21 protein-coding genes are annotated in these 22,275 nt (G+C 63.9%); 11 read left to right on the top strand and 10 right to left on the bottom strand.

What is annotated here, in order from left to right; translation table 11 throughout:
- Positions 1 to 193 (bottom strand): hypothetical protein (locus JQ632_RS22745; protein ID WP_212404809.1); only part of this gene is annotated, 193 nt, incomplete at its 3' end.
- A gap of 227 nt (positions 194 to 420) precedes the next feature.
- On the opposite strand from JQ632_RS22745, the gene JQ632_RS22740 reads away from it, so the two are divergent.
- Positions 421 to 624 (top strand): hypothetical protein, encoded by a 204-nt coding sequence (locus tag JQ632_RS22740; RefSeq protein WP_212404808.1) that lies wholly within the window; start codon positions 421 to 423, stop codon positions 622 to 624.
- Between the two features lie 30 nt (positions 625 to 654).
- Entirely contained in the window at positions 655 to 1,608 is a 954-nt protein-coding gene (locus JQ632_RS22735) for an aliphatic sulfonate ABC transporter substrate-binding protein (RefSeq protein WP_212404807.1), read from the top strand.
- A gap of 10 nt (positions 1,609 to 1,618) precedes the next feature.
- Here JQ632_RS22735 and JQ632_RS22730 read toward each other — a convergent pair whose 3' ends face one another.
- Together JQ632_RS22730 and JQ632_RS22725 are read right to left on the bottom strand one after the other, a co-directional pair.
- The gene (locus JQ632_RS22730; RefSeq protein WP_212404806.1) at positions 1,619 to 2,401 is read right to left on the bottom strand and encodes an alpha/beta fold hydrolase; all 783 of its coding nucleotides are present in this window, start codon (positions 2,399 to 2,401) and stop codon (positions 1,619 to 1,621) included.
- A 3-nt stretch (positions 2,402 to 2,404) separates the two neighbouring features.
- Positions 2,405 to 3,700 carry an O-acetylhomoserine aminocarboxypropyltransferase gene (locus tag JQ632_RS22725; protein ID WP_212404805.1) on the bottom strand — a complete coding sequence of 432 codons (1,296 nt, stop codon included), beginning with the start codon at positions 3,698 to 3,700 and terminating at the stop codon, positions 2,405 to 2,407.
- Between the two features lie 320 nt (positions 3,701 to 4,020).
- On the opposite strand from JQ632_RS22725, the gene JQ632_RS22720 reads away from it, so the two are divergent.
- The 3 genes from JQ632_RS22720 to JQ632_RS22710 all read left to right on the top strand — a co-directional run bounded on the left by JQ632_RS22720 (position 4,021) and on the right by JQ632_RS22710 (position 7,464).
- A complete protein-coding gene (locus JQ632_RS22720) occupies positions 4,021 to 5,382 on the top strand; it encodes an adenylosuccinate lyase family protein (RefSeq protein WP_212404804.1) in 1,362 nt (453 codons plus the stop codon).
- Positions 5,383 to 5,496: 114 nt separating this feature from the next.
- Positions 5,497 to 6,753, top strand: a complete 1,257-nt coding sequence (locus tag JQ632_RS22715; protein WP_212404803.1) for an aminopeptidase — start codon at positions 5,497 to 5,499, stop codon at positions 6,751 to 6,753.
- Positions 6,754 to 7,014: 261 nt separating this feature from the next.
- The gene (locus tag JQ632_RS22710) at positions 7,015 to 7,464 is read left to right on the top strand and encodes a cupin domain-containing protein (RefSeq protein WP_212404802.1); all 450 of its coding nucleotides are present in this window, start codon (positions 7,015 to 7,017) and stop codon (positions 7,462 to 7,464) included.
- 82 nt (positions 7,465 to 7,546) lie between these two features.
- Here the strand turns inward: JQ632_RS22710 and JQ632_RS22705 are convergent, their stop codons facing one another.
- From JQ632_RS22705 to JQ632_RS22685, 5 genes are all read right to left on the bottom strand, one after another.
- Positions 7,547 to 8,605: an amidohydrolase gene (locus tag JQ632_RS22705; protein ID WP_212404801.1), complete on the bottom strand. Its 1,059-nt coding sequence runs from the start codon at positions 8,603 to 8,605 to the stop codon at positions 7,547 to 7,549.
- A gap of 109 nt (positions 8,606 to 8,714) precedes the next feature.
- Entirely contained in the window at positions 8,715 to 9,236 is a 522-nt protein-coding gene (locus tag JQ632_RS22700) for a hypothetical protein (RefSeq protein ID WP_212404800.1), read from the bottom strand.
- Positions 9,237 to 9,314: 78 nt separating this feature from the next.
- Positions 9,315 to 10,127: an MBL fold metallo-hydrolase gene (locus tag JQ632_RS22695; protein ID WP_212404799.1), complete on the bottom strand. Its 813-nt coding sequence runs from the start codon at positions 10,125 to 10,127 to the stop codon at positions 9,315 to 9,317.
- A gap of 93 nt (positions 10,128 to 10,220) precedes the next feature.
- Complete coding sequence (locus tag JQ632_RS22690; RefSeq protein ID WP_212404798.1) at positions 10,221 to 11,747, bottom strand: permease; 1,527 nt, start codon at positions 11,745 to 11,747, stop codon at positions 10,221 to 10,223.
- Complete coding sequence (locus JQ632_RS22685) at positions 11,744 to 12,490, bottom strand: ABC transporter ATP-binding protein (RefSeq protein WP_212404815.1); 747 nt, start codon at positions 12,488 to 12,490, stop codon at positions 11,744 to 11,746. The genes JQ632_RS22690 and JQ632_RS22685 overlap by 4 nt, the downstream gene beginning before the upstream one ends.
- Positions 12,491 to 12,750: 260 nt before the next feature.
- Here JQ632_RS22685 and JQ632_RS22680 point away from each other — a divergent pair, with 260 nt between their 5' ends.
- The 6 genes from JQ632_RS22680 (at position 12,751) to JQ632_RS22655 (ending at position 19,593) form a co-directional block, all read left to right on the top strand.
- On the top strand, positions 12,751 to 13,626 hold the full coding sequence (locus JQ632_RS22680) for a branched-chain amino acid ABC transporter permease (RefSeq protein ID WP_212404797.1): 876 nt from the start codon (positions 12,751 to 12,753) through the stop codon (positions 13,624 to 13,626).
- 5 nt (positions 13,627 to 13,631) lie between these two features.
- On the top strand, positions 13,632 to 14,783 hold the full coding sequence (locus tag JQ632_RS22675) for a branched-chain amino acid ABC transporter permease (protein WP_212404796.1): 1,152 nt from the start codon (positions 13,632 to 13,634) through the stop codon (positions 14,781 to 14,783).
- Complete coding sequence (locus JQ632_RS22670; protein ID WP_212404795.1) at positions 14,780 to 15,538, top strand: ABC transporter ATP-binding protein; 759 nt, start codon at positions 14,780 to 14,782, stop codon at positions 15,536 to 15,538. The genes JQ632_RS22675 and JQ632_RS22670 overlap by 4 nt, the downstream gene beginning before the upstream one ends.
- 4 nt (positions 15,539 to 15,542) lie before the next feature.
- Entirely contained in the window at positions 15,543 to 16,331 is a 789-nt protein-coding gene (locus tag JQ632_RS22665) for an ABC transporter ATP-binding protein (RefSeq protein ID WP_212404794.1), read from the top strand.
- 97 nt (positions 16,332 to 16,428) lie between these two features.
- Positions 16,429 to 18,267 (top strand): long-chain fatty acid--CoA ligase, encoded by a 1,839-nt coding sequence (locus JQ632_RS22660; protein ID WP_212404793.1) that lies wholly within the window; start codon positions 16,429 to 16,431, stop codon positions 18,265 to 18,267.
- A 126-nt stretch (positions 18,268 to 18,393) separates the two neighbouring features.
- Entirely contained in the window at positions 18,394 to 19,593 is a 1,200-nt protein-coding gene (locus JQ632_RS22655) for an ABC transporter substrate-binding protein (protein ID WP_212404792.1), read from the top strand.
- A gap of 94 nt (positions 19,594 to 19,687) precedes the next feature.
- On the opposite strand, the gene JQ632_RS22650 is transcribed toward JQ632_RS22655, so the two are convergent.
- Positions 19,688 to 20,809, bottom strand: coding sequence for a lysozyme inhibitor LprI family protein (locus JQ632_RS22650; RefSeq protein ID WP_212404814.1), 1,122 nt, complete (start codon positions 20,807 to 20,809; stop codon positions 19,688 to 19,690).
- Positions 20,810 to 20,914: 105 nt separating this feature from the next.
- Positions 20,915 to 21,673, bottom strand: a complete 759-nt coding sequence (locus JQ632_RS22645) for a transglutaminase-like cysteine peptidase (RefSeq protein ID WP_212404791.1) — start codon at positions 21,671 to 21,673, stop codon at positions 20,915 to 20,917.
- Positions 21,674 to 22,275 lie beyond the last annotated feature (602 nt).

Below are 22,275 nucleotides of genomic sequence, written 5' to 3'. Positions count from 1 at the left end.
CAACAGACCTGAACGAAACAAGAATTGTGTTACCCATGTCGTCGGTTTGAACTGTTACCCATCTCGCCGGTTGCTCAGAGCCGTTATATGCAGCGGCGGTGCTGACATCACCGCGAGGCAATTCCGTTTGCCGGCGCATGAACGCGGAGAAGCGTCCGCGCGTCGCGGCATGAAATATGGATAGCCATTTCATTGACCGATGGCATCAATCGCCCGATATTTTGGGCATCGAGACTGTACGAGCCGAAAGCCGCACCATGAGATCGACTGACCAGCGACGGAACAGCATCATGCGCAAGCGCATGACGCATCGCTGCATCTCCGCGGCGACGGGCCCCTGTTGTTGCTGCTGATCGCCTCCTAGTCATCCGATCGCAAATTTCAAGACAGGAACGCCGACTGCTCGGCGAAAGCACAGTCATGCCCAAAGCCTTCATCATCGAGATTCACGACCGTACCGCTGGGATCATCGCGCGCGACGAGCGTGGGTTCCGCTTCTTCTCCTCCGAGCGCCTGTTCGACAGCCTCGAAGGCCGCCAGTTCCGCTCGGTCCGCGACGCCGAGCGCGCGGCGCGCGCCGTGTTCACGGAGCGGCGTCACCTCATCAACCAGCTCGCCATCTGATCCCGACCCGACCGAAAAGGAGAAGAAGACATGATCACACGACGACACATTTTTACCGCGGCGCTGCTGCTCGCGACCGCGGTTGCGGCACCCGTTCATGCCGAGGACAAGCCGACCGAAATCCGCATTGGCACGCAGAAGGGCGGGTTCTTCCCGGCGGTGCGGCAACGCCAGACGCTGGAGAACGCATTCAAGCCGCTCGGCATCGAGATCAAGTGGATCGACTTCCAGTTCGGCCCGCCGCTGCTGGAAGCGATCAATGTCGGCAGCGTCGATTTCGGCTATGTCGGCGACTCTCCACCGATCTTCGCGCAGGCCGGCAACGCCAAAATTCGCTATGTCGGGGCGGTGAAGTCTGACGGCACCACACAGGCGATCATCGTACCGAAGGATTCGCCGATTCATTCGCTCGCCGACCTCAAGGGCAAGCGCATCGCCTTCGCCAAGGGATCGAGCGCTCATAATCTCCTTGTCGGTGCACTGGAGAAGGCGGGCGTTGCCTGGAGCGACATCACGCCGGCGCCGCTCGCGCCCGCGGACGCGACCGCGGCTTTCGTCAAGGGTTCGGTCGACGCCTGGTCGATCTGGGATCCGTATCTCGCGCTCGCCGAATTGAAGGAGCAGGCCCGCGTGATTGCCTTCGACAAGGATGTGCACAAGCCGAACGCGTTCTACATCGCCGGCACCGACTTCGTGGAGAAGTATCCGTCGCTGGTCGCCAAGCTCAATGCGACCTTCGCTTCCGAGGGCGTGTGGGCCGACGGCCATCACGCTGACGTGGCCAAGGCGCAGTCGGAGGCAACGGGCGTCGACATCGAGGCGGTCAAGCGCTTCGTCGACCGCTCCAACTATCGCGTCGTTCCGCTCGATCAGGACGTGATCAGGAGCCAGCAGGCAATCGCCGATCGCTTTGCGAAACTCGGCCTGATCCCGAAGACGGTGAACGTCTCCGATATCGTCTGGAAGTGGACTCCGGGCTCCTGAGCCCCGACGCTCAGGCCCTGAGCGCCGCCAGCAATTCATCCGGGCGTTCGGCCATGATCATGTGGCCGGCGCCCGGCACCACGACGGTCTTCGCATGCGGGATCGCTGCGGCCAGTGCCTTGCCGGCCTTGGCGGGTGTCATCATGTCCCGTTCGCCGAGAATGAGCGTGGTCGGCACCTTCACGGTCGCCGCCGCGGCAAGCGCGTTCGCATAGGAATTGCAGGCGGAGAGGTCCTTGAACAGCACGCCCGGCTCGCAATGCTTCAGCACCGCCTGCGCGCCGCCATGCATCCACAATCCCGGTGCGAGGCTGCCGCCCAGCTCGGCCTTGAAGCCGAGCCCCCAGATCGAGACCATGTCGAGCGCATCCTGCTCGTTGGCCTCGGCCGCTTTCAGCAGATCAGGGCCGACCGTCATCGTCGCCGCCGTCCCGATCAGGCTCAGCGCCGACACTTTGTCGGGATGACGCGCGGCGGCCTCCAGCGAAATCAGCGATCCCATGGAGTGTCCGATCAGATGCGCCTTTGCCGCGCCGGCGGCTGATATCAGCGCCGACGTCCAGTCGGCCATCTCGGCGATGCTGGAAAGTGACGGCCCGGCCGAGCGGCCATGGCCCGGCAGGTCCGGCGCCAGCACGGAAAAGCCATGATGGGAGAACCAGCGCGTATGCAGCGCCCAGCTCGAATGATCGAAGCCGGCGCCGTGGATGAAGACCACTGATGGCAGCGACTTGTCGAATTCGCGACCGCCGGTCGCAACGAAAACCTCGGCGCCGTTGACGGAGAGTTTCATGGGTCAAACCTTCTGCGAGATGCGGAGCGCCTGGGAGAGATCGTCGATGATGTCGGATGCGGTTTCGATGCCGACCGACAGTCGCACCAGCTCCTCGCCGATGCCTGCGGCCTTCAACTGCTCGGCATCCATCTGCTGATGCGTGGTGGAGGCGGGGTGAATCACCAGCGTCTTGGCGTCGCCGACATTGGCGAGGTGGCTGATCATCCGCAACGACTCAATGAATTTGCGCCCCGCTGGCCGCCCGCCCTTGATGCCGAACGATACGATCGAACCCGCGCCGCGCGGCAGCAGTTTCCTGGCGAGCTGGTAGTCGGTATGGGTCTCGAGCGAGGGATGCAGCACCCAGTCCACCGCCTTGTTGGTCTTCAGCGCCTCCAGCACGAGATGCGTGTTCTGCATGTGACGATCCATGCGGACCGGAAGCGTCTCGACGCCTTGCAGGAGCTGGAAAGCGTTGGTCGGCGACATGCAGGCGCCGAAATCGCGCAGGCCCTCGGTGCGCGCGCGCATGATGAAGGCGGCCGTGCCGAATTGCTCATCGAAGACCATGCCGTGATAACCCGCATAAGGTTCGGTCAGCACCGCGAACTTGCCGGAGGCGCGCCAGTCGAACCGGCCACCGTCGATCACGACGCCGCCGATCGCGATGCCATGGCCGCCAATCCATTTGGTCGCCGAATGCATGACGATGTCGGCCCCGAGCTCGATCGGGCGGCTGAGATAGGGCGTGGCAAAAGTGTTGTCGATCAAGAGCGGAATTTTCGCGTCATGCGCGATCTTCGAAACCGCGGGGATGTCGAGCACCTCCAGTCCGGGATTGCCGATGGTCTCGCCGATCACGAGCCTTGTGTTCGGCTTGATGGCGGCGCGGAAAGCATCGAGGTCGCGCGGCTTCACAAAGGTCGTAGTGATGCCGAAGCGCGGCAGCGTATGCGCGAGCAGATTGATGGTGCCGCCATAGAGCGAGCTTGATGCCACGATGTGGTCGCCGGCACTGAGCAGCGTCGCGATGGCGAGATGCATCGCCGCCTGGCCGCTCGCGGTGCAGATCGCGCCGACGCCGCCTTCGAGCGCGGCCAGCCGCTCCTCCAGCACGCCCGTGGTCGGGTTGGAGATGCGCGTGTAGATGTGCCCGGCGCGCTCCAGGTTGAACAGCGCCGCCGCGTGATCGGTATCCTGGAAGACATAGGACGTCGTCTGGTAGATCGGCACCGCGCGGGCGCCGGTCACGGGATCCGGATGCTGGCCCGCATGCAGGCTCAGGGTTTCAAAGGCAGGCGGTTTGGGCGCGGGCATGCTTGGCCTCATCGGTCGGCGGATCGGGCGGCTGTTTTGCCATAAATCAGCCGGGCAAGTCAGCCGTTGACAGGGGTTTTTGTCGCAGGTCACGAGCGACTGTCCATCACCGTCACCCTGAGGTGGCCGCTTCTTTAGCGGTCCTCGAAGGGCGACGGCCACCGGCGGGGGCCGTTCATCCTTCGAGGCTCGCCTTGCTGCGCAAGGCGCGCACCTCAGGATGACGGGGCGCATTACGTTGCTAGCTGCGAATGTCCATTGCCGGATACCGCTTCCCGCGTAATCTGCGCCATTCAAACACCAACCATAAAGAAACGCCCATGCCCGCCGTTCCGACCTCCACCACCGTGCTCGACTCCATCCTGTTCCGCGATGCCTTCGGCACGCCGCGGATGCGGGAGGTGTTTTCGGACTTTGCGTTGATCTCGCGTTATGCCGAGGTCGAGGTGGCGCTGGCAAAAGCCGAGGCGCGGTGCGGGGTGATCCCGCAGGAGGCGGCGGAGGCGATCGCGGCACGGACCGACGTCAGCAAGCTCGATTTCGACCTGCTGCGGCAGGAGACCGACATCGTCGGCTATCCGATCCTCCCGCTGGTGCATCAGATGGTGAAGCAGTGCGGAGAGGCCGGCCGCTACGTGCATTGGGGCGCGACCACGCAGGACATCATGGACACCGCCGTGGTGCTGCAGCTCCGCGCAGGTCTTGAGATCATCGAAGAGGATATCGCAGCCCTGCGCGGCATCCTCGCCAATTTGTCGAAACGCTATCGCGACACGCCGATGGCCGGGCGCACCCATCTGCAGCAGGCCTTGCACGTCACCTTCGGCTACAAGACCGCGATCTGGCTTGCGATGATCGACCGCCATGCCGAGCGGCTCGTCCAGTTGAAGCCGCGCGTTCTGGTCGGCCAGTTCGCCGGCGCCGCCGGCACGCTGGCCTCGCTCGGGGACAAGGGGCTCGCGGTGCAGGAGGCACTCTGCGAGGAATTGAAGCTCGCCGTCCCCGTCTCGACCTGGCATGTCGCGCGCGATGGCCTTGCGGAAGCCGTGAACTTCCTGGCACTCGTCACCGGCTCGCTCGGCAAGATCGCGCTCGACATCATGATCATGGCCTCGACCGAGTTCGCCGAGGTCTACGAACCCTTCGTCAAGGGCCGCGGCGCGTCCTCGACCATGCCGCAGAAGCGCAACCCGATCTCCTCGGAGCTGATGCTCGCGGCTTCCAAGGCCGTGCGCCAGCACGCCGGCCTGATGCTGGACGCCATGGTGCAGGACTTTGAGCGCGCCACCGGCCCCTGGCACGCCGAGTGGATGGCGATCCCGGAAAGCTTCGTGCTCACCGCCGGCGCCCTGCATCAGGCGAAATTCGCACTCGCCGGCCTCATCGTGGACGAAAAGAAGATGGATGAAAATCTCGCCATCAGCCGCGGGCTGATCGTGGCAGAAGCCGTCATGATGGGGCTTGCGCCGCAGATCGGGCGGCAGGAGGCGCATGACGTGGTCTATGACGCCTGCCGGCTCGCCAACGAGAAGGGGCTTCGGCTGGCGGACGCGCTCGCCGCCGATCCGCGTATATCCAGCCGGATCGATCGTGCCACAATCGAGGCGCTGACTTCACCGAAAAAATACCTCGGTCTTGCCCCCGAAATGGTCGATCGGGTGCTCAAATCTTCAACGCGTTGAAAACCAAAATGCGTGAAACTGCGTATCTGGCTGCGTTGCGCGCAATTGCCTCGTGCTCTTGTGCCATGCGATGCTAGACTTAGATGCAAGTGAACGACCCGCAGAGGACCAGGCATGACCGACCACCGCAATTCCAATACGACCATCGATCCCGCGAAACTCGACCGGCTGGCCGAGGTGGCGGTGAAGGTGGGCTTGGGTTTGCGGCCGGGCCAGGATCTGCTCCTGACCGCGCCGTCCGTCGCGCTGCCGCTGGTACGGCGGATCGCGGTCCACGCCTACAAGGCTGGTGCCGGCCTCGTCACGCCGATCCTGTCGGACGAAGAGGTGACGCTGTCGCGCTATCGCTACGGCCACGACAACAGCTTTGATCGCGCGGCCAACTGGCTCTACGAGGGCATGGCCAAGGCGTTCTCGGACAACACCGCGCGGCTCGCGATCGTCGGTGACAACCCGATGCTGCTGTCGAGCGAGGATCCGTCAAAGGTCGCCCGTGCCAGCAAGGCCAATTCCATGGCCTATCAGCCGGCGCTGGAGAAGATCGTCAATTTCGACACCAACTGGAACATCATCGCCTATCCGAGCGCGTCGTGGGCCAAGCAGGTCTTCCCCGATGACGCCGAGGACGTGGCGATCGGCAAGCTGGCGGATGCGATTTTTGCGGCATCCCGCGTCGACCGCGAGGACGCGATCGGCAATTGGGCCAAGCATAATGCGGTGCTGCGCGAGCGCACCAACTGGCTCAACGGCAAGCGCTTCCGCGCGCTGCATTACACCGGACCGGGTACGGATCTGTCCATCGGCCTTGCCGACGGCCACGAATGGGAGGGCGGCGCGTCGACCTCCAAGAACGGCATCAGCTGCAACGCCAACATCCCGACCGAGGAAGTCTTCACCACGCCGCACTGCCGGCGCGTCTACGGCCACGTGGTGAGCTCAAAGCCGCTGTCCTACCAGGGCACGCTGATCGATGACATCGCCGTGCGTTTCGAGGACGGCCGCATCGTCGAGGCCAGGGCCTCGCGCGGCGAGGAAGTCCTGAACAAGGTGCTCGACACCGACGAGGGCGCGCGGCGGCTCGGCGAGGTGGCGCTGGTTCCGCATTCTTCGCCGATCTCGCAGAGCGGCCTGTTGTTCTTCAACACGCTGTTCGACGAGAACGCGGCATCCCACATCGCGCTCGGCCAGTGCTATTCAAAATGCTTCGTCAACGGCGCCAAGCTGACACCGCAGCAGATCGCGGCGCAGGGCGGCAACCAGAGCCTGATCCATATCGACTGGATGATCGGCTCGGCCGAGACCGACATCGACGGCATCCACGCCGACGGCAGCAAGGAGCCGGTGTTCCGCAAGGGTGAGTGGGCGCGCTAAGCCGGCTGGAACTGAACGTCAATCCATGCGCGAGGCCTCGCCCGAGGTCTCGCGCTTTTTGTCGCATGCCGGGAGAGCGCGGCGTTATATGCCGGAATCTGCAAGGGAAACCAGCGCTAAGCCCGTCGCTTCTGCAACTTGCGGCTGATTCCTCGGCGTTGCGTAAGGAAGAATTAAAAAACGACAACTAGCGTCTTCGGCATCGTTTTGGAGCCGGCCCGCGCCGGCATTTACACTTTATCAATCCTTCGAGGTGCTCCGATGTCGCTTATTGAAACCGGCCATTGCAACGTCGAGCTCAAGCCTGCGCCGATCGAGCCGAGCTGGATCATCGAAGGCAACCCGCAAGCCAGCTCGCATGCGCTCTCGACCAGCGCGGACGGCACCGCCACCTCGCTGATCTGGCACTGCACCGAGGGCAAGTTCAACTGGTACTATGATTTCGACGAGACGATCATGATCCTGGAAGGATCGATCGTGCTCGAAAGCGATGGCATGCCGCCGAAGCGTTACGGCGTCGGCGATGTCATCTTCTTCCGCGACGGCGCGCACGCCAAGTGGCATGTCGAGGGCCACGTGAAGAAGATCGCCTTCTGCCGCAAGACCAGCCCGGTCTGGCTCGGCTTCGTGATCCGCGCCGTCAACAAGTTGAAGCGGATGTTCTTCGCTCCCGGCGAGCGTGGCTCCACCAGCCTCGTCGGCGTCGGCTAACGATTTCGCCCAAGGCGCTTTACTACAAGGCGCTTCCCAGCGTGAGAAGGGTCGGGACGTCAGTCCCGGCCCTTTTTTCATGTCAGGCGGCGGGCAGCTCGAGCCGGTAGAAATCGGTCGCGGTCTGCGAGAACAGCGCCGTCTTCTCGGCCTCGCTCAGGGGTGCTGCAATGCGCTTGAAGGCGTTGAAGATCACCTGATAGCTGCACTGGCCCTTGTCAGGTGGAAAATTGCTTTCGAACATCGCGCGCTTTGGGCCAAAGGCCTCGATGCAGGTTTCGATATAGGGACGCCAGGCCGCGGCCGCCTCTTCCGAAGACGGTGGCCTCGGGCGCAGATGGAAGTCGTAGCCGAGCAGCCACATCGCGAGGCCGCCGAGCTTGACCATGACGTTCTCGCATTTGGCGATCTCGCGGATCGACGCGCGCCAGACCAAGAATTCTTCCTTACGCCTCCCCGCGAAACGCCCGACGCCGGCCGGCCCGCCGCAATGGTCGAGCACGATTTTGGTGTCGGGAAAGGCGCGCGCGAGATCGGCGAGCTCGCCGATCTGCGGATGAAACAGCCAGGCGTCGAAGCTGAGATCGAGCGGTGCCAGGCAGGCGAAGCCCTTGCGGAAGGTCGCGTCGAGCAGCAGGCCCTTCGGCCGGTTGGCATACATGCCGGCAACGGCCGGGTCCTCGTCCCAGGCGGAGGAATGGCGGATGCCGCGGAAGCGGCCGTTGCCGGCGGCGATCTCGGCCTCCAGCACGCCCTTGGCCTCATCGCCGAGCAGAAGGTTGGCGTGGCTGACGATGCCGGCGCAGATCGCGGCCTTGCCATAGCCGCCGCTCGCGCTCATGGCGGCGACGCCGTTGGCGAACTCGACCTCGCCGACCGGGCGGAACGCTTCCGGCCCGTGCGCGCGATACATCGAGCGGCAATCGACATAGACCGTGCCGACGATGTTGTGGCCCGAGTTGATGTCGGCGGCCATCTCCTCGATCAGATAGCGCTGGCCGCCACGGTCCCAGAGGTGGTGATGCGGATCGACGATTGGGCGTGCGGGATCGATGATGTCTTCCTGATGCAGCGCGAGCCAGTCCTCGCGCGGATCGGCAAAAAGTCCGCTTCTGTTGGCGGGCATGCTGCTCGCAGCCATCGGCGTCGCTCCCCTCTGTTCTTTGCCGGGAAGGCTAACACCACGCGGGCTCGCGCAGCAGCGCGCATCGCGCAATGGCATCCTCCGGCGGGAGCAGGGCAGCGGCGGCTTACACCGCGCGCCGCGTCGCCTTCACGTCCACCATCAGCCGCCAGTCCGGCGCCGCGGCAGCCTTGGCCTCGCCAAGCCAATGGAAGGAATTTTGCGTGATTCTTGTAAAGCTCCAGCGCGAGAGGTCGCCGGACTCGGTCGTGCCTTCCTGGACGATGTCCTCGCCCTTGGCGCGGCCGATCTGCTGGCGGAACACGCTGCGGCCCGGGTCCATCCAATAGATGCGCCAGGCGTCGATGGTCGGGTCATAGACGCGCAGCGTCGTGCCGTACCAGTTGCCGGCAATCGGGAAAGGCGGCGCGCCGGCCGGTCGCGGGATCATCCAGACATCCTGCACCGCGCGCCCCTCCAGCACCCAGCCGAAATGGATCTCGCCGGCGGCGCGGTGCGCCGTCCCGTCGGGCGCGTGGACCGTGATCTCGGCGTCCCAATCGCCGACAAAGCGGCCGTAGAGGTTGAGGGCGCGGGCATGCTCCGCGTTCGGCCCGTCCGCATGCAGCAATCTTGCAAAGTCGCTCATGTGATCTCTCCCGTTGCGGAGAGATCACCACGGAACGCGACAGGCGGCTTGGAGAAAATTGCGCCGGCGTCGGCCCCGTCACACGCCGTCCAGAATGATGACCGTCGGCGTGCTCGGCAGCGAATCCCGTGAGATCCGGAAACTGCGTTCGAGCCGCCGGTCGATCTCGAATTCCTGGCCGATCCGGCGCATGAATTCGTCGAGCGGAGTCGCAAAGCGGTGCATCGGCAGCACCACCGAGGAGCGCAACCGCTTGGTGATCTCGGACATGCCGCCCAGCGACATGGTGTAGGTGCCGTCGATCGGCACCATCACGATGTCGAGCCGCCCGATCTGGGCAAAATGGGAGTCGTCGAGCTTGTGGTGGAGGTGGCCGAGATGGCCGATGCAGAGGCCCGCAACCTCGAAGATGAAGATCGAATTGCCGTCGCGGATCATGTCGATGCCGAAATCGTCGCCAAAATAGCGGCGGATGTCAGTCGTGACGTTGCGGATGAAGGTGTCACCGATCCGGGTCGAGACCAGCGCCGGCTTGCCGTCCTCGCCCCAGCCATGCAGCACGTTCGGAATGCGCTTGTCGGGGTACAGAGTGTAGTGCGTGCTGTGGGCCTTGTTCATGGTCGCGACGTCGGGCAGCCGGCCGACCTGATAGGCGCCGCTATAGTCGGTCGCGATCCGCAAGCCCCCCGGCGTGTCGATGACATAGGTGGAATGGCCGGCATAGGTGATCTCGACTTCGGGCGCGGCCGCCGCCTGCCGGAACGCCACTGGCGTCGCGCGGGGCGGCGCATTTGCCATCGCCAGGCATTCGCTGCGCTGGACCTGCTGCGCGAAGGCAGGTGTCAGGGTCGCGCCGAGCAGCGCAAGCGCCGCGGATAGCAGTCGCCACATGGGTCCGTCCCCAGGGAGGGTTTTGCCGAGTGTAACGTGCAATCCGGCTGGCGGCCAACAGGCCGCAATCAACAGCGCGTCAGTGTCGCAGGGCTAGTCCCGCCGCGGGCTGAACTTCCAGGTGGCGGCAACCAGGCTCGCGGTGATCAGGCCGCTGACGAGGCCGGCGATGGGGATCGCCAGCAGCAACGCGGCGCTGGCGGCCCAGCCGATGGAGGAAAAGGCTTCCGCAAACGTTGCGAGCCGCGAGGAGGTCTGGCGGCGGCGAAACTGGCTGCGCTTGGCCTGCACCCGGAACCAGAGCTGGATCGCGATGGCGCAGGCCGCGCTGATGAAGATCGCGCCTGCGGTGATCGCGGCCTGGTTAACCGAGGCGAAGGCGAGCGCCGCAATCAGCGGCGCGAAGATAACGGCGATGGCGATCAGCACCACCTCGATCTTGGCGCGGATCATGCGCGAGGGCGTAAGCGGCGCGGTCGCGACCAGATCGGCAGCGTCCTCGCCCGATATGGTCAGCCAGGCGAGGCCGCCTGCGAGTTGTCCGGCGGCCATCACGATGACTGGCGTGATCAGCACCAGCGCGGCAGAACTGTCGGCAAAGCTGCGCCACAGCAGCAGCGCCGGCGGCACCAGATAGAGGAGCTGCATCAGCGTCTGCGAGATCAGCCAGGGATCGCGCCACAGCAGCATGAATTCCTTGCGCCGCAGCGCCTGCTGCCGCGAACCGCTGCGGAACCGCCGTTCGCGCGCGGTCTTGCGGCCCGGCGTGCCATAGGCGGCCGCGTCGATTGCGGTGTCGGCAAATCGGCCCGAGAACAACGCCATCACGCTGCCGAGCAGCACGAGGCCGAGCGCGAGCAAGAGCAAGAGCGGCTCGCTCTCGCCCATTGTCGCGCGCGCCGGCCACCAGACGATGCTGTCCGTGTTGGGCGCGTAGGCGGCAGCCGACTCCGAGGTCAGCACTGCAAAGCGCGACAGCGTGCCGTAGGACATGATCGCCGCAATCTGCAGCGCGATCACGAAGCCGGCGCCGATGATCGCGGCAACGATCTGTGCGATGAAGCGCGTCCGCGCCGGCCCGATCAGCCGGAACAGGAGGATGGTGATGGCGATCGCGATTGCCGCAGCCGACAGGCCCATGGCGATGACCACGCCGAAAGCCGCGAGCCATCGCGGTCCGCCGCCGATCACGAGCACGTCGATGAACGGCGTCGACAGCAGGAGCGCCATCGTCGTGATCGCAAGCGCGATCGCCGCGATCCGCACCGAGAACAGATTGGTGAGCTTTGCCGGCGAGGACATGATGAGATCAAGGTCGGCGCGGGCGTAGAACACGCGCGTCACCGATTCGATCGCCTGCGACAGCATCAGGGCCCAGGCTAGCACGATCGTCGACGAGATCACGATCAGCGAGGGCTTGTCGATTGGCATCTGCAAATCGGCGAAGCGGCCGATCACCGCCCAGGCCGGCAGATGCAGGATCGCGGCGAAGAGCACGAGGCCGATCACCGCGGCGCGCTTCCGCTTGCGCCGTCCGCCCGTCATCAACGCAAGCCATTCGCGCCAGGCGAGCCGAAGCTCGTGGCGCGCGAACCATGAGAGGGCCGTGGCCGAGCTCATGCGGCCTCGAGCGTAACCAGCGCGATGAAGAGATCTTCAAGGCTGGTGTCGGTATGGCCGTTCTGCTGGCGCAGCTCGGCGAGCGTGCCTTCCGCGACCAGGCGGCCCGATGCGATCACGCCGATCCTGTCGGCCATCCGTTCGGCGACCTCCAGGATATGCGTGGTCATGATGACCGTGCATCCGGCGCGGACGCGTTCTGCCAGCAGCCCCTTTACATGACGCGCCGAGACGGCGTCGAGGCCGGTGAGTGGCTCGTCGAGGATGATGAGGCGGGGATCGTGGACCAGCGCGCCGGCGAGCGCCACCTTCTGGCGCATGCCCTTGGAAAATCCCTCGCAGCGCTCGTGCTTGTGCGCCTCGAGCCCGAGCGATGTCAGGAGTTCTTGCGCGGCGGGTTCGGAGGTTGCGGGATCGACGCCCCAGAGACCGGCGACGAATTCGAGATATTCGAGCGGCGTCAACTTGTCATAGATCATGGGCTCGTCGGACACCCACGCCATCACTTGCTTGGCCGCGACGGGATCGGCGAGCGCATCGACACCGAAGATCGAAACCGCGCCCGCATCCGGCCGCAACAGGCCTGCGACCATGCGCAGAGTGGTGGTCTTGCCCGCACCGTTCGGGCCGACCAGGGCATAGAATTCACCGGCGTGAATGGTGAGATCGAGGGAATCGACCGCCAAACGGTCAAAACGCTTCGTTAACCCTCGCACGTCGAGTGCCGAATTTTCCGGCTTCATGACAAGGACACCGCCCGGTTTTGTATTGCTCGTGACCATGACCCGAAGATGTTTCGGCACCGTGAATCGCGTTGCTGCAAATTCCGTCATCCGGGAATGCTCGACTTTAGCGTTTGTTGACAGCGCTTGGCGGTTCAGGCTGAATTGCTTCAGGGCAAATGACGCACGACAGCGGCACGAATCGCTGCGTAGCGACTGGACACAAGATGCGAAAAGGCGGCCAAAAGAGCCGCTGTCTGCATCGGGGAGGGTAAACGGCCATGCTGGACTTCGTTCAGCAGCTCGTCAGCGGCGTCGCGCTCGGCTGCGTGTACGGCCTGATCGCGCTCGGTTTCGTGCTCGTTTACAAGGCAACCGAGGTCGTCAACTTCGCCCAGGGCGATTTGATGATGCTGGGCGGCTTCTTCGCCTTCACCTTCATCGGCATGATGGGCCTGAACTACTGGCTCGGCTTCGCCGGCGCAGTCGCCGCCATGGCGCTGTTCGGCATGCTGGCCGAGCGGGTCGTGGTGCGGCCGATCCTCGGCTACCCGCAATTCTCCATCATCATGGCGACCATCGGGCTCGGCTACTTCCTGCGCTCGATCGCCGGCATGATCTGGGGCACCGACGATCTCAAGATCGAGACGCCGTTCAGCCAGGGCGTGCTGCGCATCGGCTCGCTGGTGCTCGCCTATGACAAGCTCTCGGTGATCGCGGCGACGATGATCCTGTGCACGCTGCTCTATCTGTTCTTCAACAAGACCACGCTTGGCACTGCCATGCGCGCGAGTTCCGAGAACATGCTGGCGGCCTATTACATGGGCATTCCGGTTAAGCGCGTGGTGTCGATCGTCTGGGCCATCAGTGCTGCGGTTGCGACCTGCGCCGGCGTGCTGCTGGCGCCGATCACCTTCATCCATTCCAATGTCGGCCTCGTGCTCGGCCTGAAGGCGTTTCCCGCCGCAGTGCTCGGCGGCTTTGGCTCAATCCCCGGCGCTGTCGTCGGCGGCGTCCTGATCGGCGTGATCGAGAGCATGGCCGGCTTCTATCTGCCCGAAGGCTGGAAGGACGTCGCGCCCTACATCGTGCTGCTCGCCGTGTTGCTCCTGAAGCCCGAAGGCCTGTTCGGCCTCCACGTCCGCAAGAAGGTCTGAACGCCATGCGATTCTTGTTCAAGACCGACTACGAAGACGACATCAAGTTGTTCCCGCATTCCGGCTATTACGTCTCCTACGGCATCCTGCTCGCTCTGCTGCTGGCGGCACCCTACATGCTCTCCAGCTATCTGATGAGCCAGCTCGTCTTCGTCTGCATCTATGCGACCGTCGGTGTGGCGCTGTTGATCCTGACCGGCTTCACGGGGCAAGCCTCGCTCGGCCATGCCGCGTTCCTCGCGATCGGCGCCTACACGGCGGCCTATTTGCAAAAGTACAACGTGCCGTTCCCGGTCTACTTCCTCGCCGCTGGACTTTTGACCGGCATCATCGGCGCCATGGTCGGCTTCCCGGCGCTGCGCCTGACCGGCATCTATCTCGTCATCGCCACCATCTCCTTTGCCCTGATCGTCGAGGAGATCTTGGCGCGCTGGGAGAGCGTCACCAATGGCAACGAGGGCATGCGGATCAAGACGCTGTCGCTGCTCGGCGTCCCCGTGCCGCGCGACAGTCCCGCCTTCTATTTCCTTTGCCTGGCCGTGCTGGTGCTGACCATCGTCGGCACGCTCAATCTGCTGCGCTCGCCCACGGGGCGCGCCTTCGTCGCGATCCGCGATTCCGAGACCGCGGCGCGCAGCATGGGTGTCAATGTCGCGCTCTACAAGGTGAAGTCGTTCGCGATCTCGGCGGCGATAACAGGCTTTGCCGGCGTGCTGTTCGCGCACAAGCTCTCCTTCATCTCGCCGGAGATGTTCACACTGCAGCTCTCGATCGAGTTCATCATCGTGATCCTGATCGGCGGCACCTTCAGCCTGCACGGCGCGGTGCTGGGCGCGATCTTCATCGTGATGATCGATCCGTTCCTGACATACCTCAAGGACGATATGCCCGGCATCATCGCCGGCGTTGCCGCCACGTTCGGCGCGGGCAAGGAGCGGGCCGCCAGCATCCAGTCGAGCGTCGCCGCGTTCGCCTCGCTCAACGGCTTGAAGGGCGCGATCTACGGAATCATCATCATGCTGTTCGTGCTGTTCGAGCCGCTCGGCATCTACGGCCGCTGGCTGAAGATAAAACTCTTCTTCCAGCTCTTCCCGCTCTACAAGCGTGCCACCTTCAAGCGGCAGAAGATCTACGTGAAGTCGGAGCGGAACCGATGAGCTATTTTCGCGCCGAGAATCTGTCGCTGCATTTCGGTGGCCTCAAGGCGGTCGATGCCGTCTCCTTCGCCGTCGAGAAGGGCGAGATCCTTTCGATCATCGGCCCGAACGGCGCCGGCAAGAGCTCGATCTTCAACCTGATCTCGCGGATCTATCGTCCCACCTCGGGCAAAATCTTCTTCGAGGACCAGGACATCACGGAACAGCCGCCCTACGACATCGCAAAGCTCGGCATCGCCCGCACTTTCCAGAACATCGAGCTGTTCGAGAATGCGAGCGTGCTCGCCAATCTCCTGGTCGGGCGTCACCGTCATTCGACCACGCAGCTCTGGCAGGAGTTCCTGTTCCTGCCGAGCGTGCGGGCCAACGAGAAGGTGCACCGTCGCCGGGTCGAGCAGGTCATCGAATTCCTCGATCTCGAGCCCTATCGCGACAAGCTGATCTCGGGCCTGCCCTACGGCGTGCGCAAGGTGATCGAGCTCGCCCGCGCGCTCTGCTCCGAGCCGAAACTGATCCTGCTGGACGAGCCGTCGTCGGGGCTGAACGTGGAGGAGACCGACGACATGTCGTTCTGGATCCGCGACCTGAAGAACGAGCTCGGCATCACCGTCCTGATGGTCGAGCACGACATGTCGCTGGTCAACCGCGTCTCCGATCGCGTCATCGCGCTGAACTACGGCCGCGTACTGGCAATGGGCTCTCCGTCCGAGGTGCAGCAGCATCCCGACGTCGTCGCCGCCTATCTCGGAGCCTGATGCGATGGACGCAGCCGTCAAATCAGACATCATCCTCAAGCTCAGCAATGTCGAGAGCTACTACGGGCCGATCATGGCGATCCGTGGCATCTCTCTCGAGGTGCCGCGCGGCCGCATCGTCACGCTGCTGGGCGCCAACGGCGCCGGCAAGACCACCGTGCTGAAGACCATCTCGGGCATTCTCGATCCGCAGAAGGGCTCGATCGAGTTCATGGGCAGATCGATCCAGCGCATGGAGGCCGACAAGATCGTGCGCCTCGGCCTCAGCCACGTGCCGGAGGGGCGGGAGGTGTTCCCGTTCCTCTCGGTGCGCGAGAACCTGATGATGGGCGCCTATCCGCGCAAGGACCGTGACGGCGTCGCGGATGATCTGGAGCGCGTCTACGGCTATTTCCCGCGATTGCGCGAGCGCATCAACCAGCCGGCCGGCCAGCTCTCGGGCGGCGAGCAGCAGATGCTCGCGATCGGGCGCGCGCTGATGAACCGGCCGACGCTGCTGCTTCTCGACGAGCCTTCGCTCGGCCTGTCGCCGCTCCTCGTGAAGGAGATTTTCACGATCATCCGCCGCGTCAACGAGGAGCAGGGCATGTCGATCCTGCTGGTCGAGCAGAATGCCAAGGTGGCGCTGGAGACTGCCCATTATGGCTACGTGCTGGAGATCGGCCGTGTCGTCATGAACGACAGCTGCGACCGCTTGATACATTCCCAGGACATCCAGGAATTTTACCTTGGGGCCAAGGAAGCAGGCGCCCGCGGTGAACGGCGCTGGAAAAAGAAGAAAACTTGGCGTTAAAAAAGACTAGGCGTTAGATGTGGTGGTCCCTCACCAGACATAGACCGCCGGCAAGGCAGGCAGTGGGAGGGGGCGGAGGGACAAGGAGGAAGCGGGCATGGCCAGACCGGCGGTGCTGACGGTCGCCGATACGATCGCGAAGAGTTTTCTGCTCGCGGCTGAGACGCGGGGCGATGGCCCCGCGATCCGCGAGAAGAAGTTCGGCATCTGGCAGCCGACGAGCTGGCGGCAATGGCTGGGGATCTCGAAGGAGGTCGCCTACGCGCTGCACGCATCCGGCTTCGCGCCCGGCGACGTCGCCTCCATCATCGGCAACGCGGTGCCGGAATGGGTCTATGCCGACATGGGCATTTTGTGCGCCGGCGGCGTGTCCTCGGGCATCTATCCGACCGACTCCTCGGCGCAGGTCGAATATCTCGTCAACGATTCCGCGACGAAGGTGATCTTCGCCGAGGACGAGGAGCAGCTCGACAAGGTGCTGGCCTGCCGCGCGCGCTGCCCGACGCTCCGGAAGATCATCGTGTTCGACATGGAGGGGTTGAGCGGCTTCATCGACGACATGGTGATGTCGCTCGACGAATTCCGCGCGCTCGGCCGCAACCACATGGTGGGCCGCGAGATGCTATGGCAGGAGATGATCGACAGCCGCGGCCGCGACGATCTCGCGGTCCTCGTCTACACGTCGGGCACGACCGGCCCGCCCAAGGGCGCGATGCATGCCAATCGCAGTGTCGTGCATCAGATGCGGCACGCCAATGATTTCATTCCGGCGCAGGAGCACGAGGAGCGGCTGATCTTCCTGCCGCTCTGCCACGTCGCCGAGCGCGTCGGTGGTTACTACATCTCCGTTGCGCTGGGTTCGGTGATGAATTTTGCCGAGAGCCCGGAGACGGTGCCGGACAATCTGCGCGAGGTGCAGCCGACCACGTTTCTCGCGGTGCCGCGCGTCTGGGAAAAGTTCTACTCGGCCGTCACCATCGCGCTGAAGGATGCGACGCCGCTCCAGCAATGGGTCTATCGCCGCGCCATCGACATCGGCTTCCGCATGACCGATTGCCGGATCGAGGGCGGCCGGCCGTCGCTGCCGCTGAAGATCGCCAACCGCTTCGCCTATTGGCTGGTGTTCCGCAACATCCGCCGCATGATCGGGCTCGATCGCTGCCACACCGCGTTCACGGGCGCGGCGCCGATCTCGCCGGACCTGATCCGCTGGTATCTGGCGCTCGGCATCGACATGCACGAGGTCTACGGCCAGACCGAGAATTGCGGCGTGGCGACGCTGATGCCCGCGGACCGCATCAAGCTTGGCTCGGTCGGCAAGGCCGTGCCGTGGGGCGAGGTCAGCCTGTCGCCCGAGAACGAGATCCTGATCAGGGGCGACTTCCTGTTCATGGGCTATCTGAACCAGCCGGAGAAGACCGCCGAGACCATCGATCCGCTTGGCTGGCTGCACACCGGCGACGTCGGCGCCATCGACGACGAAGGCTTCGTCAAGATCACCGACCGGATGAAGGACATCATCATCACCTCCGGCGGCAAGAACATCACGCCGTCGGAGATCGAGAACCAGCTCAAATTCTCGCCCTACATCTCGGACGCCGTCGTGATCGGCGACAAGCGGCCGTATCTGACCTGCCTCGTCATGATCGACCAGGAGAACGTCGAAAAATTCGCGCAGGACCACGACATCCCCTTCACCAACTATGCGAGCCTGTGCCGGGCGATGGAGATCCAGAGCCTGATCCAGCGCGAGATCGAGGCGGTCAACGCCAATTTCGCCCGCGTCGAGACCATCAAGAAGTTCTACCTGATCGAACGCCAGCTCACGCCTGAGGACGAGGAGCTGACGCCGACCATGAAGCTGAAGCGCAGCTTCGTGAACAAGCGCTACGCCACCGAGATCGATGCGATGTATCGCGAGCGCGCGGTGGCGTGAGGCGCATGGCCCCGGAAAAGTGGGAACCGGTTTTCCGATAAGGGCCATGCGAAAAAGAGGCTGAAGACAGCGAAGCAGCGATGGCCACGCCCTTCGCGCAACACGGGCCAGGGAGAGGAGACGTCAATGTCGAAATCGTTCAGGGCGGTCGGCCTTGCGGTGGGCGCGGTGGTGCTCACGCATCTGCCGGCCGCGGCGCAGACCAAGGTCACCAATGAAGGCATCTCGGCCGCCGAGATCGTCATCGGCACCCATCAGGATCTGTCCGGTCCGATCAAGGGCTGGGGCGTGCCGGTCTCCAACGGCATGAAGATGGCGGTCGAGGAGGTCAACGCCGCCGGGGGCGTCAACGGCCGCAAGATTCGACTGGTGGTCGAGGACAGCGGCTACGATCCGAAAAAGGCCGTGCTGGCTTCGCAAAAGCTGATCGAGCGCGACAAGATTTTTGCGATGGTCGGGCCGATGGGATCGCCGACCGTGCTCGCTGCGCAGGACATCCTGCTCGACGCCGGCGTACTTCAGCTCTTCCCGCTGACGGCGGCCGAATTCACCTACAAGCTCGATGCGGCCAAGCCGCAGGAGCGGCTGAAGTTCAGTAATCTCCTGCCCTATGTCGAGAGCACGCGCGCGGCTTTGAAATACATGATGGAGTGGAAGAATTTCAAGAAGCCCTGCATCATGCATCAGGACGACGAGTACGGCAAAAACGTGCTCGACGGCTTCAACCAGCAACTGTCGGCCATGAAGGTGCAGCCGGCCTCGATCACGAGCTACAAGCGCGGCGCCTCCGACTTCAGCGCCCAGGTGGCCAAGATGAAGTCCGACGGCTGCGACCTCGTCGTGCTCGGCGCGATCCTCCGTGAGCCCATCGGCACCATGACCGAGGCCAAGAAGCTCGGCTGGGACGTCACCTTCCTCGGTGCCACGCCCGTCAACGTGATGGAGGTGCCCATGCTCGGCAAGGACGCCGTCGAAGGCCTCTATTCGGCGAGTGCCTTCGAGATCCCCTACGAGGACACGGCGAAGGGCAAGGTCAAGGACTGGCTGGTCAACTACAAGAAGATGTTCGGCACCGATGCCAACAGCCAGGCCATCATCGGATACAATGCGGTGATGACCTTCGCCTTCTATGCGCAGAAGGCGGGCAAGGACCTGACCGGGCAGAAGATGCTCGACGCGCTGGAGTCCGGCGACAAATTCCTCGACATCTTCAGTTCGCCGCCGACGACATTCTCCAAGACCAACCATCTCGCCAACACCATCACCCAGGTGCAGCAGATCAAGGGCGGCCGCTGGGTTCTGGTGAAGGACAATCTGATGTTCTGAGGCGGCTCGTTCGCCGCGTTGACGGTGCACCCTCTCCCCTTGTGGGAGAGGGTGGCTTCGCGCCACCTTCTCCCACAAGGGGAGAAGGAAGCACCTACTGGCTCCCCGCAGTGACGCCGAAATCCACTGGCGCGAGCCCATCCTCCTTGCAACGCCAGCCGTCGGACGCTTTCTGGAAGGCAAAGGCCTTCTGGATCCTGAGCCTGCGCGTCACGTTGAAACTGTCCCTGGAAAAACGCTCCTTGGCGACTGATGCTTCTTGGGCGCTGCCCGTCCTGAGGTCCCAGCAGGTGCCGGTGCAGGTGGTTGCGATGCTGCTGCAGCCGGTGAACGGCGAGAGCGCAACCATCTCGACCTCGGCCGTCACCAGCGCCTCCTGGCCCGCCACTTCGGTGTCGATCTCGAACACGCGGTTGATGCGGACAAAGTTGCCGCACGAATTGGCCGCGTGAATCCGGGCGACGCAGAAATCGACGGCGTCTGTGTTGGGCAGACGGGCTGCGATCTGCCGGCCGAACACCTTTTTCGGATCGCCCTTGGCGGCTGAGATCTCGGCGGTCTTGCGGGTGAGGTAATCCTGCAGGCAAGGTTCTGACGACGCCAGCTCCGCGAGCGGCACGTTGTCCTTGCCGACCAGATTGCATTGGCGATCGCGCTCCCGCGTCCAGCGGCCGTATTCGGCGAAGGCAAAGCGCGCTTCGGTCGGATTGAGTTTTGCGATCAGGTCGTGGACCGTGTCGTTCAGCTCCGTCTCGGCGAGCGCCAGCGACGGGTCGCTGCAGATCAGCGCGCCGGCCGCCGTGCTCGCCGCCAGGCAATCGAAATTGGGATCGCGCAGGATCGCAGCGCGCTCGAGGGTGACCTTCAGCAGGCACGCCTTGACGGCATCGACTTCGTCATAGGTGACCGTGTCGGTGCCGCCAAAAATGCCGCAACCGAGGTTGCGTTGCCGCAGCCAGATCGCGTTCTCCTGGATCGCGGGCAGGGGATCGGACAGGCGGGCCAGCCGTTCCTGGATCGCCGCGCCGAGCTTCTCGGCGGCGGCCGCAAGCTCCGGATCGCCGCAAAAGAGCTGGCCGGCGGGATCGCGCTGCCGGTCGCAATTGTTCTTGGCGTAGAGCGGCAGCTTGTCGGCGATGGAGCGGTTGGAATTGCCTGATTGGGCGAATGCCGGCGCGGCCAGCAGCGCAAGCCCCAACAGCACGATCAACCGCATTCCATTCGCCCCCGGCATGGTTGTGGCCATGCTAGCGTCCCGGGTGGCGCGAAGGAATGGGTTTATGCCGTTAGCGGCTACGAATGGCCGTTCGCGAAGTAGGCCTTACGGCGCCTCGTTGGCAACGACCAGCGAGGTGCGGGCGTTGTCCGGCTGCGAGGCGATCACCGGCTCGTCGACATATTTCATGACGGCGGCCTGATGGAGCACGAACAGCGGGCGGTAGGTCCGGGCGTTCGCGTCCTCGACCATCGCCATCCACCGGTTGTCCAGCATCAGCCAGTGACCGTCGAGCTTTGCTGCGGCGACCGCATGCTCTTCGCCAGCCTGCGTGTCGCGCACGACCACGATCCGCAAATCTTCGGCGGCGACGCCAGCCAGGCGCAGCGCGGCCAGCTTGGCGATCGCATAATCCTCGCAGTCGCCGGTGCCGCGGGCGAAGGTCGCAAGCGGCGGGCTCCAGACGTCGTCGGCGCCGTCGCTGGCCGGCCGGATCGCGAGGTTGATGGCGCGGTTGGTCTCGCCGAGCCGCGCGCGGCCTTCGCGAGTCCGGGCCTGATCGACGATGGCGAGCAGCTTCAGTGCTGCGGGCGACACGCAGTTTTCGCGGTCGCCGTCGCACAGCGCGAGCTGCACCATCTCGTCGTCGAGCTTCTGCTGCATGCCGAACCATTTCTGCCTGAGTCCGCCATGCGAGATGGCAAAGGCGAACAGGCCGAACGGCTCGCCGGATTTGCGCACCAGGGCGGCGGGCCCCGGCGACAGCAAGGTGCCGGCGCGCAGCTCGGCGGCCGAGCCGGCGAGGATCAAGGCGCACAGGACAAGAACTGCGCGCCAGGCGCGCGAATTGGCAACGGACTCCATCTGACATCCCCTGTCCGGCATCGTCGGATCCCCCTCGATCCAAGCGTGCCGGCTTTGTTTCTGTGCGGAGATAGTGCGGGGAGGGCCGTTTTGGTCCGCTTAACGTGCCCGGCTGGGGCGCCAAAACCGCGGAACAGGCTGAAACCGGCCTCGCCAGTTTGCGTAAAATTTTACGAATCAGCGGCTAGGTGGGAGCCGGCCGCCGCGAAATGGAAGCAATTGCGAGCTCAGGTTGCGACCGGCGCCGGTTCTGCGCCGTATGGCTAACGACCGGCAATTTCGCCGGTTCTGTTAGCTAGGTCACAGTTATAGCTCCGTATTCGTCGCAGTATGTTGCAGGGCACTATGTAGGACAGATGACACGAGTATTCGCTGGTGAATACGAAGGTCATTATACTTAGGACTATTGGAAATGCGCCGGGATGAGCGGAATTCGACCTCGAACTATTCGGGGAAATACATCTTTTTCCCTTCGATAATTCGACTGGCGCCGCGGCTGGAGCTCCCTGCCGCGCCAATTCTTTCCAACAATAGATGGTTTCACTAATGACTTGCTAATGATATGCAAGCTTAGGCCATTGATACTTACTTAAAAATTAACC

Source organism: Bradyrhizobium liaoningense (genome assembly GCF_018130955.1).
GTDB classification, from domain to species: Bacteria; Pseudomonadota; Alphaproteobacteria; order Rhizobiales; family Xanthobacteraceae; genus Bradyrhizobium; species Bradyrhizobium liaoningense_C.
The sequence above is the reverse complement of the archived record's forward strand: the minus strand, read 5'-3'. Positions and strand labels throughout refer to the sequence as shown.

Coding starts and splice junctions, on each gene's coding strand:
- JQ632_RS22660 (WP_212404793.1), top strand. CDS start 16,429: ATGGCCAGACCGGCGGTGCTGACGGTCGCCGATACGATCGCGAAGAGT.
- JQ632_RS22645 (WP_212404791.1), bottom strand. CDS start 21,673: ATGGAGTCCGTTGCCAATTCGCGCGCCTGGCGCGCAGTTCTTGTCCTG.
- JQ632_RS22680 (WP_212404797.1), top strand. CDS start 12,751: ATGCTGGACTTCGTTCAGCAGCTCGTCAGCGGCGTCGCGCTCGGCTGC.
- JQ632_RS22740 (WP_212404808.1), top strand. CDS start 421: ATGCCCAAAGCCTTCATCATCGAGATTCACGACCGTACCGCTGGGATC.
- JQ632_RS22735 (WP_212404807.1), top strand. CDS start 655: ATGATCACACGACGACACATTTTTACCGCGGCGCTGCTGCTCGCGACC.
- JQ632_RS22675 (WP_212404796.1), top strand. CDS start 13,632: ATGCGATTCTTGTTCAAGACCGACTACGAAGACGACATCAAGTTGTTC.
- JQ632_RS22690 (WP_212404798.1), bottom strand. CDS start 11,747: ATGAGCTCGGCCACGGCCCTCTCATGGTTCGCGCGCCACGAGCTTCGG.
- JQ632_RS22655 (WP_212404792.1), top strand. CDS start 18,394: ATGTCGAAATCGTTCAGGGCGGTCGGCCTTGCGGTGGGCGCGGTGGTG.
- JQ632_RS22665 (WP_212404794.1), top strand. CDS start 15,543: ATGGACGCAGCCGTCAAATCAGACATCATCCTCAAGCTCAGCAATGTC.
- JQ632_RS22715 (WP_212404803.1), top strand. CDS start 5,497: ATGACCGACCACCGCAATTCCAATACGACCATCGATCCCGCGAAACTC.
- JQ632_RS22685 (WP_212404815.1), bottom strand. CDS start 12,490: ATGAAGCCGGAAAATTCGGCACTCGACGTGCGAGGGTTAACGAAGCGT.
- JQ632_RS22710 (WP_212404802.1), top strand. CDS start 7,015: ATGTCGCTTATTGAAACCGGCCATTGCAACGTCGAGCTCAAGCCTGCG.
- JQ632_RS22730 (WP_212404806.1), bottom strand. CDS start 2,401: ATGAAACTCTCCGTCAACGGCGCCGAGGTTTTCGTTGCGACCGGCGGT.
- JQ632_RS22720 (WP_212404804.1), top strand. CDS start 4,021: ATGCCCGCCGTTCCGACCTCCACCACCGTGCTCGACTCCATCCTGTTC.
- JQ632_RS22670 (WP_212404795.1), top strand. CDS start 14,780: ATGAGCTATTTTCGCGCCGAGAATCTGTCGCTGCATTTCGGTGGCCTC.
- JQ632_RS22695 (WP_212404799.1), bottom strand. CDS start 10,127: ATGTGGCGACTGCTATCCGCGGCGCTTGCGCTGCTCGGCGCGACCCTG.
- JQ632_RS22725 (WP_212404805.1), bottom strand. CDS start 3,700: ATGCCCGCGCCCAAACCGCCTGCCTTTGAAACCCTGAGCCTGCATGCG.
- JQ632_RS22650 (WP_212404814.1), bottom strand. CDS start 20,809: ATGCGGTTGATCGTGCTGTTGGGGCTTGCGCTGCTGGCCGCGCCGGCA.
- JQ632_RS22705 (WP_212404801.1), bottom strand. CDS start 8,605: ATGGCTGCGAGCAGCATGCCCGCCAACAGAAGCGGACTTTTTGCCGAT.
- JQ632_RS22700 (WP_212404800.1), bottom strand. CDS start 9,236: ATGAGCGACTTTGCAAGATTGCTGCATGCGGACGGGCCGAACGCGGAG.